Origin of the sequence: Burkholderia sp. AU17457 (assembly GCF_002223255.1) — a bacterium.
GTDB classification, from domain to species: domain Bacteria; phylum Pseudomonadota; class Gammaproteobacteria; order Burkholderiales; family Burkholderiaceae; genus Burkholderia; species Burkholderia sola.
Genome location: NZ_NKFB01000003.1, coordinates 1,387,844 through 1,401,319 on the forward strand (window position 1 = coordinate 1,387,844; position 13,476 = coordinate 1,401,319).

The 13,476-nt window shown below is 61.7% G+C and carries 13 protein-coding genes; 2 read left to right on the forward strand and 11 right to left on the reverse strand.

Annotation, left to right across the window (positions count from 1 at the left end):
• Positions 1-125: 125 nt before the first annotated feature.
• From CFB49_RS09045 to CFB49_RS09100, 10 genes are all read right to left on the reverse strand, one after another.
• Positions 126-1,541 (reverse strand): ISNCY family transposase, encoded by a 1,416-nt coding sequence (locus tag CFB49_RS09045; RefSeq protein WP_089491176.1) that lies wholly within the window; start codon positions 1,539-1,541, stop codon positions 126-128.
• Between the two features lie 430 nt (positions 1,542-1,971).
• Positions 1,972-2,478 carry a DUF2726 domain-containing protein gene (locus CFB49_RS37125; protein ID WP_089491177.1) on the reverse strand — a complete coding sequence of 169 codons (507 nt, stop codon included), beginning with the start codon at positions 2,476-2,478 and terminating at the stop codon, positions 1,972-1,974.
• A gap of 110 nt (positions 2,479-2,588) precedes the next feature.
• Complete coding sequence (locus tag CFB49_RS09060) at positions 2,589-3,434, reverse strand: rolling circle replication-associated protein (RefSeq protein ID WP_089491448.1); 846 nt, start codon at positions 3,432-3,434, stop codon at positions 2,589-2,591.
• 542 nt (positions 3,435-3,976) lie between these two features.
• Entirely contained in the window at positions 3,977-5,314 is a 1,338-nt protein-coding gene (locus CFB49_RS09065) for a type II secretion system protein GspD (RefSeq protein WP_089491178.1), read from the reverse strand.
• Complete coding sequence (locus CFB49_RS09070; protein WP_089491179.1) at positions 5,311-6,219, reverse strand: zonular occludens toxin domain-containing protein; 909 nt, start codon at positions 6,217-6,219, stop codon at positions 5,311-5,313. Before CFB49_RS09070 ends, CFB49_RS09065 begins: the two co-directional genes overlap by 4 nt.
• Positions 6,216-6,494 (reverse strand): DUF2523 family protein, encoded by a 279-nt coding sequence (locus CFB49_RS09075; protein WP_089491180.1) that lies wholly within the window; start codon positions 6,492-6,494, stop codon positions 6,216-6,218. Before CFB49_RS09075 ends, CFB49_RS09070 begins: the two co-directional genes overlap by 4 nt.
• On the reverse strand, positions 6,491-8,002 hold the full coding sequence (locus CFB49_RS35565; RefSeq protein WP_143329264.1) for a virulence factor TspB C-terminal domain-related protein: 1,512 nt from the start codon (positions 8,000-8,002) through the stop codon (positions 6,491-6,493). The genes CFB49_RS09075 and CFB49_RS35565 overlap by 4 nt, the downstream gene beginning before the upstream one ends.
• A 100-nt stretch (positions 8,003-8,102) precedes the next feature.
• The gene (locus CFB49_RS09085) at positions 8,103-8,483 is read right to left on the reverse strand and encodes a major capsid protein (RefSeq protein ID WP_179234872.1); all 381 of its coding nucleotides are present in this window, start codon (positions 8,481-8,483) and stop codon (positions 8,103-8,105) included.
• 97 nt (positions 8,484-8,580) lie between these two features.
• Positions 8,581-8,835, reverse strand: coding sequence for a major capsid protein (locus CFB49_RS09090; RefSeq protein WP_244101388.1), 255 nt, complete (start codon positions 8,833-8,835; stop codon positions 8,581-8,583).
• Between the two features lie 352 nt (positions 8,836-9,187).
• Positions 9,188-9,502, reverse strand: coding sequence for a cellulose synthase (locus CFB49_RS09100; RefSeq protein WP_089491450.1), 315 nt, complete (start codon positions 9,500-9,502; stop codon positions 9,188-9,190).
• Positions 9,503-9,530: 28 nt separating this feature from the next.
• Between CFB49_RS09100 and CFB49_RS35570 the strand changes: the two genes are divergently transcribed.
• Together CFB49_RS35570 and CFB49_RS36255 are read left to right on the forward strand one after the other, a co-directional pair.
• On the forward strand, positions 9,531-9,830 hold the full coding sequence (locus CFB49_RS35570) for a hypothetical protein (RefSeq protein WP_143329266.1): 300 nt from the start codon (positions 9,531-9,533) through the stop codon (positions 9,828-9,830).
• A 306-nt stretch (positions 9,831-10,136) separates the two neighbouring features.
• Entirely contained in the window at positions 10,137-10,550 is a 414-nt protein-coding gene (locus tag CFB49_RS36255) for a transcriptional regulator (RefSeq protein ID WP_089491184.1), read from the forward strand.
• A gap of 173 nt (positions 10,551-10,723) precedes the next feature.
• Here the strand turns inward: CFB49_RS36255 and CFB49_RS09110 are convergent, their stop codons facing one another.
• Positions 10,724-13,444, reverse strand: coding sequence for a TonB-dependent receptor plug domain-containing protein (locus tag CFB49_RS09110; protein WP_089491185.1), 2,721 nt, complete (start codon positions 13,442-13,444; stop codon positions 10,724-10,726).
• Positions 13,445-13,476: the final 32 nt, after the last annotated feature.

Below are 13,476 nucleotides of genomic sequence, written 5' to 3' on the forward strand. Positions count from 1 at the left end.
ACAAACGATGTCATACCCGGATTCAGATGTCGTAGCGCCAGCTAAATTCAGATGTCGCATGTTTCATCGGCCTTTCCATCATTGAACGTTGAAGCGCCAAGCCCGAAGCAGCAGGGCGCTTACGTTCACCCGCGGGCCTTCGCAGACCGCCGCTCAGTTTCTGCTTTTGACGCAACTTCCAGAATCGCCGTTTCCATGTCAGCCACCGTGAACCGGCGGGGTTTCTTCGTGCCGGGTTGCGCTTCATTTGCCCGCACCGGCAGCCCGCGATGCGTTCGCGACGGCGCGGTGCCGATCCGCCGGCTGTCGCGCTGCGCCTGAAACGCTTGCGCCACCTGCAACGCGTGACTCAGCCGCTTGTGGTCCACGATTGCGCCTTGGTCGACCTCAGCCAGCCGGTCATAGGACTGAGCTGCCAGTATCTGACCGGCTGCTCGGATTTCAATCCGACCATCCGGGTACTCCCACACCTCGACGTCGCGATGTATCCACGCTCGATTCTCCGGCGTATCGTCCAGCAGGTACAGCACCCGGTCGTACTGCACCGTCAACGCCTTCGTCACCCGGCGTGTCTCACGCCAGGTCAGCAGCAGATCCAGATCCTCGTCGGATCGCAGCGGCCGATGCGCATCAAAGCCGCTGCGCGGCGGCTTCGCGAAGCGCGCGTTATACATGGCGATGAAGGAGGGCGCATACGCGTTGGCGTCCGCTACCGTGTTGATGCCGCGCAGTCGCATCTCCTTGACCAGCCGATCCTGCAGCGTCAGGTGGGCCCGCTCGACGCGCCCCTTGGCCGAGCTGCTGTTCGCACAGAACGTGTCGATGTTCAGTTCGTACATCGCCCGGCCGAAGTGCGTCACGCTCTGGCCGGTCTTGCTGGCGCTCGTATTGCGGAACACGCTGTACTTGTCGCTGTAGAACGCCACCGGCTTGCCGTAGCGCTCCAGATACATTCGCGTGGCCTCGAAGTAGCTGAACGTCGACTCCGCCTGCGTGAAGTGCAGCATCATCAGCCGGCTCGTCGCGTCGTCCACGTACACCAGCAGCGTGCAGGCCGGCGCTCGTTCCTCGAACCACCGATGATCGCAGCCGTCGATCTGGATCAGTTCACCCAGACACGCCCGGCGCGCTCGCGGCTGGTAGACCTTCGGCGGACGCTGCCGGCGCGGAATCCACAAACCTGCGTCTGTCATCAGCTTCCTGACCGTCTCCTTGGCCAGCCGAATGCCGTGACACTCCCAGAGCTTCTCGCAGGCCAGCGTCGGCCCAAAATCGGCGTAGCGCTCTCGAATAATGGTCAAGGCGCGTAACGCGAGCCCGTCGTCGAGCTTGCGGTTGCCTGGCCGGCCACGACGGCCCGAAGCGACGCCGCCAGGTCCGTGCTCGCGATACCGGATGACCAGCCGTTCTACCTGGCGCACGCTCAGGCCCAGCCGTTCGGCTGCACGCCCGGGCTTCAAACCCATATCCACCACGGCCTGGATCACCTTGAGTCGATCAAGCTCTCGCATCGTCAGTGTCACCAATCCGGCTGGCTGCATGGTCGGCTCCCGCGCTTGCTCAACGAGCCGTCCAGCATGCCAGCAGTCAAAAACACGACATCTGTAAATAGCCAGAACACGACATTAGGATATGGCTGCCACAAACAAAAATGTCGATAATGTTGATTATGTCAAATTGGATGCGCAAGCTACGCCGCTGGCTGAACGCAGCCTATGCAACATGTATCCCGACACTGCCTCGCCCGGCAACACGCTAGGAAGTCCAAAACTTCACGCTTCGAGACGCCTGCCACGAGCAGGCGTTTTTTTTGCACCGCGATTTGACGATACACGCGCCGACGACGTGCGTCGTGCAGCCCCGGACGCGTGTTACGAATATGCCAGTACAAATTCCGTATCTCGCCGACCACCGCCGCCAACTGAGATCCAGACAACGGCTCACGTTCCCACAGCTCCAATTGAACCATAGCTAGGCGACACGCCTCGCGCTACCCGTCGCCAACGCATCCAGCGACTCGAAATCGCGTCGCAAAACGGCCGCGTCCGTGCCAACACTCCGATATCGCACCACACGCAAACCAGCAGCGGCCGCAATATCGTCCTTAACCGAGTCACGACGACGTGCGCTCCCCGACGCATGCGACCTGTCATCCAACTCGATTACGTACAGCACATCCCCGTCCGCGCGACATACCACGAAATCGAAAATCTTTCGGTCGAACGAATTCCGCGCCGACCGGTTCGCACCCTCAACGTCAATAAGCGCAGCCATAGCCACCTGCGAATGAATCACCGCATCAGGAAGCGCCGCCCGTAACGCGCCAAAAAACTGAAATTCCCGAGCCGTCATGAGCCGACGGCGAACGTAACGCACAGAACCGTCGCGTCTAGGACCGCTCGCACCTTTCTTAGCGCCGCCAGTCATTAGAAGAATCGCAACCAGACCGACAGCTAAAATCGGAAGCAATCCGTGCATACCCACCCCGACAAAAAACACGAATGTCCGGCATTTAAGCAAACGCTGACTACAATCTGTTGCAATCTGTTACGTTGGCTTCGAGTGCATTACCGATACATTCAAAATCATTACGTCCCGTTGCCCGTCGCCATCCAGAAAACGCCTATTCCCTGATTCCAGTAAAACTGCGCCCCGTCGCACGAGGAACCGGCCGACAACACAGCGCGATGCGCCTCGACAATGGCATCCTTCGCACCAAACTCCGGTCCCAGATGCGCGTACGGCTCGACCTCAGGCACGACAATGCCCCGGCTCGTCCAATACCGTTTCTTGTTGAACGTCGACGCGTCGGCATCCTTGCCGATGTATTTCGCGATGTAAGTGGCAATCCGATGGCGCATCGCCCGTCCCTTGCCGCCCATCCGGCGCACCAGTGCACGCCATTTCTTGTTGCCGGTGCTGTCATTGACCGCACCATCGGTGCCCGCCTTGCTGACGACCGACAGCCAGATCGAGCGCAGCAGTTTCCAGTTCTGCCGGCCGCTCACGGCCACGTGGATATGCCATGCGCCGCGCTGCTGTCGCTCGAGCACCGCGACGTAATGGAAATCGTGAATGCGGTTCAACCGGCGACGGAACTCGTCCCACCACTTCGCCCAAACCTCGACGCGCGTCTCGTTCTCACGCGTTGAGAGCGTCAGCATGCGGTCGGCGCCGATCGCCTTGCACCTCAACCGCACCATGCGCTTTGATCGCTCGATAGACGTTTGCAACGACTTCGACGCCCGCGCCGTGACCTGCTCATCAGTCTCACCGTCAGCTTTTTCGCGCTCGCCCCTTGCTGCCCTGGGACGTAACCTGATCTCTTGAAAGTGTCGCCGGATGCGCGCAGCAAAAGACACTACCTCTTGCTGGCCATCGGCAAAGCGCCGCGTGCGGACAATGTACTCGTCACTGAACGGCGAAAACTGCATCAAGCCATCGCCGTACTCGCGCCCACCATCGACTACAATATCGTTGCTCACGTTGGATAGCCCTTTATCCGATGTTTGCCACCGCCCGGGATCGTTGCCGCGATCGCCGGGTTTTTCTTTTACTGCCGCCTGTCTCCGCCTTGCTGCCAGCGCCCTGCTGTAGGCCGTTTCCGTTAAGTGTTAGAGGTACAAGTTTAGGCGCGCTGCGCGCGCCGGCCTTCGCGGCCTGCGGCTCGCGGGAGGCCCGCGCGCGCCCCGCCAGCATGTTCCCCTACACAACCATCGGCCGGCCCGCGAAAGCGCCCTACGCTAGCCCCCTATAGCTCGGCAGACGCCCCGGAAAATCGGCTTAGCAATGAGGGGTGCCCCGGCATTGCCGCACCGCCTACGTTCACGGCCTGCGCCGATACCCGCTACTCGGTCCCGCGAGGGGCCTTGAGAGGCCGCAGCCGCCCCGACTTCGCACAACCGCCGAGGCGGTACGTCGCTTCGAACACGGCGGGACACTCCTAACGCTAGACGCCCCACCCGCACGCCGGCATTTACACCTTTTGCACTTGCAGCACGAGCACAACTTCGGTTCGTCCCTTCGAACGCGTGTGCCCGCGCAGGAACGACGGCAACCAACGCTGCCCGCTATGCGTCTCGCTGTCTTGATCCTGAATCAGCCCGCCGAGCACGATCACCTCGCCATCCTTGAGCGCCGCGACGGTTTGCAGTGACCTAGTGCTTTTCGTCGGCGAGCCGTTCACGCCCGTCGTCGTCGCCGCAAAGCTGGAAATTTCTTCATCGATGCTCAACTGAATCGTGTCTTGAAGCACGGTCGGCGTCACGTTGAAGATGACGCCGGCATCTTGGTACTCAATGGACTGCACAGGCGTGCCGCTCGTCCCTTGGTAACTGATGCTTGACACTGTGGGCACACGTTGTCCGACATTGAGCTTGACCTGTTGCCCCGACACGCACCGCACATTCGGCGACGACACCTCGTGAAAGCGAGAATCGGTACTCAGCGCCGATATCGCGAAACTCAGTCGGCCCGCGCCGAATTGCAGCGCCGTTGTATCGATAGCCGTCGAACCCCCGCCGACTTGCAGCCCCACGCCGAGCAGCCGCGAGACGATGCTAAAGCCCGTATTCCCCCCGTCCGTATCGTCAACCTCATACGCCCATCCCCGTACGACGACCTCGCCCACCACCGTATCTAGTTCGGGCAACAGCGCCCTGACTTGCTTCACGTCGCCCGGCGCACCGACGAACACGAGCTGATCGCCGGCCGCCGCCATCGGCCCGTCATTACCCGGCACGGCCGCGCTCGGCACAGTCGCTGGAACGCCGGACGCGGTAGCTGGCACGGCCGCGGCGACCGACTGCACTGGCAGTACTTGCGCGACACTCGCAAGCCGACTGCCGAAAAGCGGCTGCACGAGTTTCAGCAGGTAGCCCGCGCTGCGATGGCGCGGCGTATACACGAACGTCTCGCGTTCGGACGGCCTCGCATCACGCTTCTTCCCGACGAAATCCACGCCGCTACGCGTCACCACTTCGAAGCCTTGCGAATCGAGGAACGCCTTAAAGAACTCGTGCAAATCGCCCTTGCTGCTATCGAACTGAAACGACACGAGCCGGTTATCTTCGAGCACGTCCGACGAAATCACGTGCGGCACCTTGAGCGCGTCTCCATACACAAGATCGACCACTTGGCCGACGTTCACGAATCGCAGGTCGAACGCACCATTGCGAACGGGCGGCAGCGGCTTTAACGCGACCGCAGGCATAGGCGCAGACGCGAGCGACGGCGGCAACGGGGGCAAACCCGGCACGTCCGCCCAAACAGGACCGCAAACCATCAACAGCGCAACGCCTAACGCACGCATCATTTTTCTGTTCCCCGTAGCTTGCCCGACCACATACCGACGCGTTGCCCGTCAACGGTCCCGACCGTCGCCAATCCTTCGCCAACGAACCGCGAGGAATCCTCGACCCGCAGCGCACCGCGCTCATTCGCGACAACTACGAACGCCCGGCTACCCAACGCATAGCGGCCGACGACTCGCCAAGTTTCGGAGCCACCGTCCGACGCTGCCGCCGTGCTCGATACCCCTCCAATACCCGAAGGCCCCGACGCCGTCATCGATGCCTGACCGCCCGATTTATTGGTCGCACCAAAGCCGCTATGCATCGACTTCAAACCGACGTATGCAGAGACGACCGTGACGACAGCAGCAATAGGTATCAACAACAGGGACTTTGGAATGACCGCCTTTGGTTTGGTATGGACCTCGGCACTCGTGTAGAGCTTGAACACGGAGCGCGGATACGCCCACACCGTTTTAACCGCGTCCTTAAGGCTCGCGACGTTATGGCAGTGGTCCCACTCGTAGAGCATCGCCCGCTTGAGCCCGAACAGCTTGCGAACGTGCACATGCCGGCCGACCAGATCGCGCACTGTCTTGTTGATTCGCTGCGGGTGTTGCGTGATCAGGATGAAGTCGACGCCCATATGGCGATGCACGTGCAGCTTTTCGATATCCTCGCCCGGCTTCACGCTCACGGACGTAGGCGGCCAGATCCGCTGAGCCTCATCCACGACAATCAGGTCCTGCGCTTCCGCATGCTCGAACCACTTTCGCAACCAAGGCTCGTCGACCATGACATGATCGAGCGCCAAACCTTTGATGCCGTCGACCATGAGTCGCCGACCGGCCTTGACCTCGCGCGACATTTCAAACACGGCCCGCAACGACTTGCCGCTACCGGGCACCCCCGTTATGAGCGTAATCATTTCAGGAAGAACCGTTTAGCAGCCGACAGACCGAACATCGTCACGCGCGCAGTAAAGGCCCCGACGATGTAAGACGCACCCTGAAAAACACCGCCGAGCGCCAGCACATTCGCCATGTCGCTCGGCAGCCCACCGACGCCGCCTGTAATCCATGCGATGGCCTGATTCAACGCCACGTCTGTTCCAGCGATGGTCAAGACACCGACGCCAAGCGCAATCAGCGCCTGAATCAGCATCGGCCCGACCAAAGACATTAACCACGCGGCAATCGTCATGATCGGAGCCCCGCAACAAAAATCCCCGCCGCGATGATCCCGCACATCGCCAATATGAATGGCTTAACGCGGACCATGAAATCGCACTCGGGTTGATACTGGATAAGCAGTTGGCTCCCGAACACATCGACGCTGACAGGTGCGGGACAGACCGGATTCGACGGGCCACCAACCGAGACGGGAGAAAGCGAAACTGTTGCGCCGCTCGCCGGCAACGTCGGCGCCGACGCAGAGCCCAACTGCTGACACGCGACAATTGACGGGTTCAATCGACACAGGTCCGACGTGTCGGACGATCCTCCGGACCCCGAACCAGTGCCTGTGCCGGTTCCCGTTCCTGTTCCCGGATCCGTTCCGCTACCGGTACCTGTTCCTGTTCCTGTTCCTGTGCCGGTACCCGTACCCGTTCCAGTGCCTGTTCCCGTGCCCGTACCTGTACCTGTACCTGTACCTGTACCGGTGCCGGTACCCGTCGACGGACTCGGAATCACGTACGGATTACCACCGCCCGAAGGTGCCGCAACCGGTGCAGCCGCACCGCCCACTGTCGGCCATGCCGAAGGATTCGACTGCTGAACCGCACCCGCATCCGATGAAGTAACAGGGTTATCAACCGGATACGGAATACCCTGATAGCCGGACTGTTGCGATGCATCCTGCCAAAGCGCATCAACAACGTCCGCGAGAACCTCGGGGTTCAGCGGTTGGCTCAATTCGTCGTTCGACAAGCCGCTAATAGCCTGAGGCAACGATTCCTTCACCGGAGTCGGCGTCGTTGACTTCGGCGGCACATAGGCCGTACAAGCACCGGTCTTATCGAGCATCCCGCTCGCACATGCACCGCCGCCATACGTGCCATTTCGATTTGCGATAAAGCCATCCTGCGTATAGCTGGAACCATCGGACACTCGATCGATTTCAACAGTGCATGTTACTGAATTACTACTCGAACCGGCGGAACAACTCACCAGGCGCTCAGACTGCCCTTGCGTAGCCAAGATACCCGAGTTGTACTGCGTAAACGACTGCACGGCGGCCTCGCCCGACGACCCGCACCAGCCGTAGTAGCACCACACGGCAACCCCCGGATTCAACGGCGGATAAGGACTTGAAACCGTTGCCCCAGAGCCATGCGCAAGCGTCACTGTCCCGTCCTTATTGATTTGCCACGTCGTCAACGTATCGTTACCCAACGACGTAGGGATCGCCATTAGCCCCGCCCCTACAACGGCCTGTAGCCCTACCAACAGCCACGATGCACCTGCCGATGCGGCAGCCTCAGCTTGCGCGGCAGCGGCCATTGCCTGCTCCGTCGCCGCGACAATCTCATCCAACGCCGTGCCGGTGTACCCCAGTTGCCCCGCCTTGTTTGCAATCAACCGCGCAATCGCACGCGGCACCGACGTCGAATCCGGCGACACCTGCGCATAAGCCACGTCGTGCGGCATCGTCGCAAAGATGCCGTACAACAAAGCAGCGCACGACGGAACGAAGTGAGAAAACCGCATGACGCCCCCGCGTATCGCTTCAGAGAAAAAGAATCAAACCGACCGACCAGCACGTCCCAACGACGAGCGCCACTTCGAACCAAAAGCCGATATGCATCGCTTACCCCTCGGACGACGAATTGATCAGATTGCGCAGTACCCGAAATCCGAACGCCACCGCCAGCACACCGAGCACCGCAGCGCCAATTGGCAAGCCGACCGCAACGCCGCCGTCATCCGTCGTATCGTTCACGTTCAGCGCAACTAATTGCGTGCTCAACTGCAATACCAGTGCATTACCGTTCGCATCGGTGCCGCACGAAACCGACTGGCCTGCCGCACTCACATACGTGACACCCGCCAAGCCTTGCGGGCCGCAGACAACAATGTTTGCCGCCAGCGCCGAGGACTGAGCGCGTGCGCCGGAAGCGACGAGCGCAACGACGAGCACGGCCAGCACGCGCCACGCGCCCGCACACCACCGCCGCACACCGAAACCCATCCTCATTGCCTCGCCCATGCTCACGCCCTCGCCCTCGCCAACAAAAAGGGCGACGCCCCGGACACCAGAACGCCGCCCCAACACCACCCGCCCTCGATCAGCGACCGAGGAACGACCGCACCATCTTGATACCCCACGCCACGGCCACGACACCCAACACCGCCGTGCCGACCGCGACGACCGACGCCGTCGTGCCGCTCACCGCGCTGACGATCCCGGTCGTGTCGAACGTCGATCCCGTGCCGGTCGATTGCGCGAACGCCGCAACCGAACCGCCCGCAGCCACCACACCCACCGCCGCGCGAGCAGCAGCACCCTTCACACCCGCGACCAGCTTCTTCATCTTCAACATCGTTTTTCTCCCTGATTGGCCCGCCGATTAGGATCCGTCCGATTGGGCCAGCCTCGAACGAATCGACTTCTTCGGTGGATCGCGTCGCAGCAGAACACGCGACACGTAGCCCACGCCCTTGCAACACAGATACGTTCCGAGCATCACGTTCAGCAACGTCAGCTGAAGCGCAATCCGGTCCAACGCATCGATCGGAAGACTCTCCATTCACCACACCCCACACAGCCCGCCGAGCATCGAAAGGCTCGACGCTGCCAACCCGTGATCGCCTGCCGACAGCGCGTCAAGCAACCGAGCGCGCCATAGGTATACCCACGCGCACGCCGAGCAGCCGCATCGAGCCACCACGGCCTTACGCCGTCGCGCCCACGCCCGCACCCGGCTTGGGCTTCGCAACGGGCATGCCGAACGGCACCAGCGACGTGATACGCGGCTCAAGCCGGCCCTCCATCGACTGGAAGAACCCAAAGTCAGCCAAGTACTCACCCGGCTCGACGGCCTTGAGGTGGTCCGGCAGGTTGATCGTGCCAACGAGCAGTTGCTTTTGACCATCGACGTCCTGCTCCAGAACGCATTGCGCCGAATGAATCGCCCACGGCCGGCCCGTCTTTTGGGACACACCGTCGCGCTTGATGACTTGCAGAATGGACAACTTTTGCTTGTTCATACCTATCTCCATTAGGACCACTAATCACATGAAACAAGCCCATGTCGGGCGACAAAATGCGCTCTCAGCGCTCAACGACTCTCAGATCACTACAGGCACCACAGCCGCCAGCACGGTCAACGCCGCACCAGCCGCAAATCTCATCCGCGACCTCTACCGGGACCGCCCGCATATCGCGACGCCGCACGTCGATCGGCATCCGGCGCGGCGGCACCGACGTACGACCGTCGAACAGATCAGGCGTGACGTAATCGGTCGGGCTCTTTGCCACGGCTCACACTCGGAAGGGATTGAACGTCGCGCCGACTTCAACGGGCACGAGCGTTAGGAAATCCGGTTGACGGCCCTGCCGACACAACTCGGCACGGGCTTTCTGACGCGCGCTCTCGCCATCACGAGCGCGGACTTCGATCGTCGCAACGCGGGCATGCGCGTGCGGCGTATAGGCATGGACTCGATATGCAGCCACGGAGACCCCCGTCCGTTAACTTACAAACCCCGACGACCGGGGTTTACCTTTCCAACCAGACTGATAGACTGCGCGTTTATGGGCCATCACCAAAACTTTTTGGTAAAAGCCAAACACACGAGCGCATTATTTTGGTGTTAACCAAAAAAGTCAAGAGGATTTGATATGACGATCGCCGAACTTCTGGACGCAGCGAAGCGCAAACAGGGATCGCTGGGCGTGATCGCGCAGCGTTTCGGGTTCCACCAGTCCAACCTATCCAACTGGCGATCCGGACGAGAAAAGCCCAACGCGAGCCAAATCATGATGCTTGCCGAGATGGCAGAACTCCCGCCGTTCGAAACGCTCGCGAAAGTTGAGCAGCAACTGGACGAGAAGCACGCATCGGTATGGGCGCGCGCCCTGGGAAACCTACGAGCGGCCGGGGTAGCCGCGACCGTGACCCTTGGACTGGCGATCTATTCGACGACGCCTAACGAGGCAGACGCCGCTGTCACAAATTTTGTGACACCTACCCCCGCGCAACCCGCGCCAGCGGAAGGAAATGGGGTCGGGGCGGTGTTGATTATGTCAAATTGAAAACATGAAGAAGATACCGCCGGCCACCGTCGTTCGTGCTGCAAGCGGATCGAACGTGTGTATCTCACCACCGTACTTCTGCTCGATATAGCCGATCTGATCCTCGCTCATCCTTCGTCGTCCCGGCGCGCGCCGCGCGCCGGGACCGTTGCCGCCTGGCTGCTTCCTCGCCGTCAGAACCGGTACGTCGCCCCGATCTGGAAGAATCGGCCGAGGTCCGTGTAGAGCGACTGGTCATAGCCCGTAATGTCGGGCACGGCTTGCCACTCGACGTCGAACGGCGGCTTCTTGTCGAAAAGGTTCGTGATGCCGCCGTAAATCGTCCAATGCTTGAAGCCGCGGTAGTTGAACATCAGGTTGAACTGGCTGTACGACGCCACCGAGCCCGTGCCGCCGTCGCCGAATTCCGCGGCCACGGCGTTCGTATAGGGTCCCGTGTATTGCCAGGTCAGCGTGGTGGTCAGTTGCCGGTAGTCCCAGCTCAGGCTCGTATTGCCCTTCCAGCGCGGGTTGCTCGCGCCGAACGGCTGCAGCAGCGCAAGGTTGTTGCCGGCGAAGTCCTGCGGTGCGGTTCCGGGGCTGTGCAGCTTGAAGTGCCACACATAAGCCCAGTCGCCTGCGAGCGTGAACGTGCCGTACTTGGTGCGTAGCGCCTTGCGGAAGTTGAGATCGAAACCATCGGTGTCGAGCGCGCCGAGGTTCACGAAGTGCTGCACAAGGTAACGCACCGACCCGTCGGCGTTGCGCACGACGCGGGAGGGATCGTTGGCGACGAGCACCGCGTTCGGATCGTCGGTGCCGATGACTCCGTCGATGCGGACCTTGTAGAACGCCGCGCCGATATCGGTCATCGCGTCTGGCGAAAGCTGGAAGCCGATGTTGTAGTTCTTCGTGTGCTCGGGCTGAAGATTCGGATTGCCCGCGACTTGCTCCGTCGTGAAGTGCTTGGTCGGCACACCGCTCGGATCGTTCGGATCGACGAGGTTCTGGTGAGAGAGATAGACGGCCTGCGAGTTTTCGACGAGGGTCGGCGCGCGGAAGCCGCGACTATACGATGCATACGTCGTCAGCATTTGCACGGGCTGGAAACGCAGCGCAAAGCTCGGCGAAAACGCCCCGCCGAAGTCGCTGTAGTGATCGTAGCGGCCCGCCTGCGTGAACGTCAGGTTGTGCAGGATCGGAATGTCGACCTGGTAGAACGCGGCGGCGACGTTGCGCGAGCCCTCCACCGTCTGCACGTTCGCGGGCGCGGATACGCCTTGCGACGCGAGCGTCTGCGGGTTGATCGTCGACGATTCGTGGCGGAACTCGGTGCCCAGGCCCAGACCGACCGCGCCCCCGGGCAGCGTGAAGAGATTCGCCGTCGAGGCCTTGGCCGTCACGCTGTCGACCTTCGAGATGGCCTGCTGATCGTCGTCCGTGAAAACGCCCTTCAGGCCATTTGGCGTGGAGGCCGGGTTCGAGAAGTTGTAGCTGCCGCTGGCGAGCATGTTCTCGAGGCCCGCGACGTTGATCCGGTTGCGATACGTCGTATCGACGGTGCTCTGCGAGTGGCCGTAATCGGCCGACCAGTCCCACGCGCCGAACCTGCCCGCGTCGAACGCGCCCTTGACGCCCGTGTTCGCCATCCAGAACGTCGATACCGTGTCCGCCCCCACGACGTTGCCCGGGAAGGTCAGGTTGATCGCCGTCGGCACGCCGAACGGGTTATAAGGGTTGCTCACCGGTACGGTGCGCGGCAGCGGCGAAACGGACCCGGTCGAAGGGTTGTAGATGTTCGTCGTGCTCGAGATCGAGGCCGGCCCCTGCAACTGGACCGTTTCATCGCGGCTCACCCAGAAGCCCGCATAGGCCTGCGTGTTGTCGTCGATCTTGAAGGTCGCGCGCACCTTCGCGTTCAGGCGCGTCGTGGAGGGAACGAGCGATGTCGAGGCGGCCGGGTTGTACGTGCAATTGGTCGCGCTCGTCTTGCTGCCCGGCGGGCACGGCGAAAGCGGCACCTTCGAGCCGTCCGCCAGCGACCAGTACGACTGCTGGTTCGGCCCGAGCGGCGCGGCCAGCCCGCCGGGATATTGCGTGAAGTCTTGCGCCGACGTCATGTCGCGATCGCCGAGCGTCGAGCCCGAATCGCGGTAATAGCTGGCGGCCGCGGTGACGTTGAAGCGATCCGAATTCAGATCGCCGAAGCCGGCCAGTACGCTGAAGTTGCCTTGCCCGTCGCCCGGATGCTGCGCCTTGCCGAGTTGGCCGTCGATCTGCAGGCCCTGAAAGTTCTTCTTCGTAATGATGTTGACGACGCCCGCGATCGCGTCCGACCCGTAGACGGACACCGCGCCGGTCTTGACGATCTCGACGCGCTCCACCATGTTCAGCGGGATCGCGTTGACATCGAAGAACGTGTCGGTGAAGTTCACCGACTGCGCATAGTTCGCGACACGCTGGCCATCGACGAGCACGAGCGTGTATTTCTCGCTGAGCCCGCGCAACGCCATGCCGGCGCCACCGGGGGCCGAGCTGTTCATCGTCGTCTGGCCCCAGCTGCTTGCGGAATTGGCCGAGGTCGAACGCAGGAAATCGGCGACCGTCGTGTATCCGCTTTGCTGGATTTCCTTCGCGGTGATGACCTGCACTTCGGTGTGGCCAACCTTGTCGGACGTGCGGATCAGCGAGCCCGTCACTTCGAACTTGTCGAGCTTTTTCACGGTCTGCCCGCCCGCGGCGGTGCCCGATGCCGGCGCGGGCGCGGTGGCGGCAGTGCTGCCGGTTTGCTCGGCGGCGACGCTCCCGTCGACTGGCGTTGTCTGCGCGTAAGCGGTGGTACCCAAAGCCGCCGTCAACGCGACTTCAGCCCATGCGATGCTGCGTATTGCCGATCCCAAAGCCGTTGGTTTCATAACACCCCTTTGTCGTCGCAAGGCCTGACCTT

Excerpts from the sequence above, each read along its gene's own strand:
- CFB49_RS09070 (WP_089491179.1), bottom strand. The coding sequence starts at position 6,219 with ATGATTACGCTCATAACGGGGGTGCCCGGTAGCGGCAAGTCGTTGCGG.
- CFB49_RS09075 (WP_089491180.1), bottom strand. The coding sequence starts at position 6,494 with ATGACGATTGCCGCGTGGTTAATGTCTTTGGTCGGGCCGATGCTGATT.
- CFB49_RS09090 (WP_244101388.1), bottom strand. The coding sequence starts at position 8,835 with ATGTTGAAGATGAAGAAGCTGGTCGCGGGTGTGAAGGGTGCTGCTGCT.
- CFB49_RS09060 (WP_089491448.1), bottom strand. The coding sequence starts at position 3,434 with ATGCAGTTTTCGCCGTTCAGTGACGAGTACATTGTCCGCACGCGGCGC.
- CFB49_RS09065 (WP_089491178.1), bottom strand. The coding sequence starts at position 5,314 with ATGATGCGTGCGTTAGGCGTTGCGCTGTTGATGGTTTGCGGTCCTGTT.
- CFB49_RS35570 (WP_143329266.1), top strand. The coding sequence starts at position 9,531 with ATGAAACAAGCCCATGTCGGGCGACAAAATGCGCTCTCAGCGCTCAAC.
- CFB49_RS36255 (WP_089491184.1), top strand. The coding sequence starts at position 10,137 with ATGACGATCGCCGAACTTCTGGACGCAGCGAAGCGCAAACAGGGATCG.
- CFB49_RS09085 (WP_179234872.1), bottom strand. The coding sequence starts at position 8,483 with ATGGGTTTCGGTGTGCGGCGGTGGTGTGCGGGCGCGTGGCGCGTGCTG.
- CFB49_RS09110 (WP_089491185.1), bottom strand. The coding sequence starts at position 13,444 with ATGAAACCAACGGCTTTGGGATCGGCAATACGCAGCATCGCATGGGCT.
- CFB49_RS37125 (WP_089491177.1), bottom strand. The coding sequence starts at position 2,478 with ATGCACGGATTGCTTCCGATTTTAGCTGTCGGTCTGGTTGCGATTCTT.
- CFB49_RS09045 (WP_089491176.1), bottom strand. The coding sequence starts at position 1,541 with ATGCAGCCAGCCGGATTGGTGACACTGACGATGCGAGAGCTTGATCGA.
- CFB49_RS35565 (WP_143329264.1), bottom strand. The coding sequence starts at position 8,002 with ATGCGGTTTTCTCACTTCGTTCCGTCGTGCGCTGCTTTGTTGTACGGC.
- CFB49_RS09100 (WP_089491450.1), bottom strand. The coding sequence starts at position 9,502 with ATGAACAAGCAAAAGTTGTCCATTCTGCAAGTCATCAAGCGCGACGGT.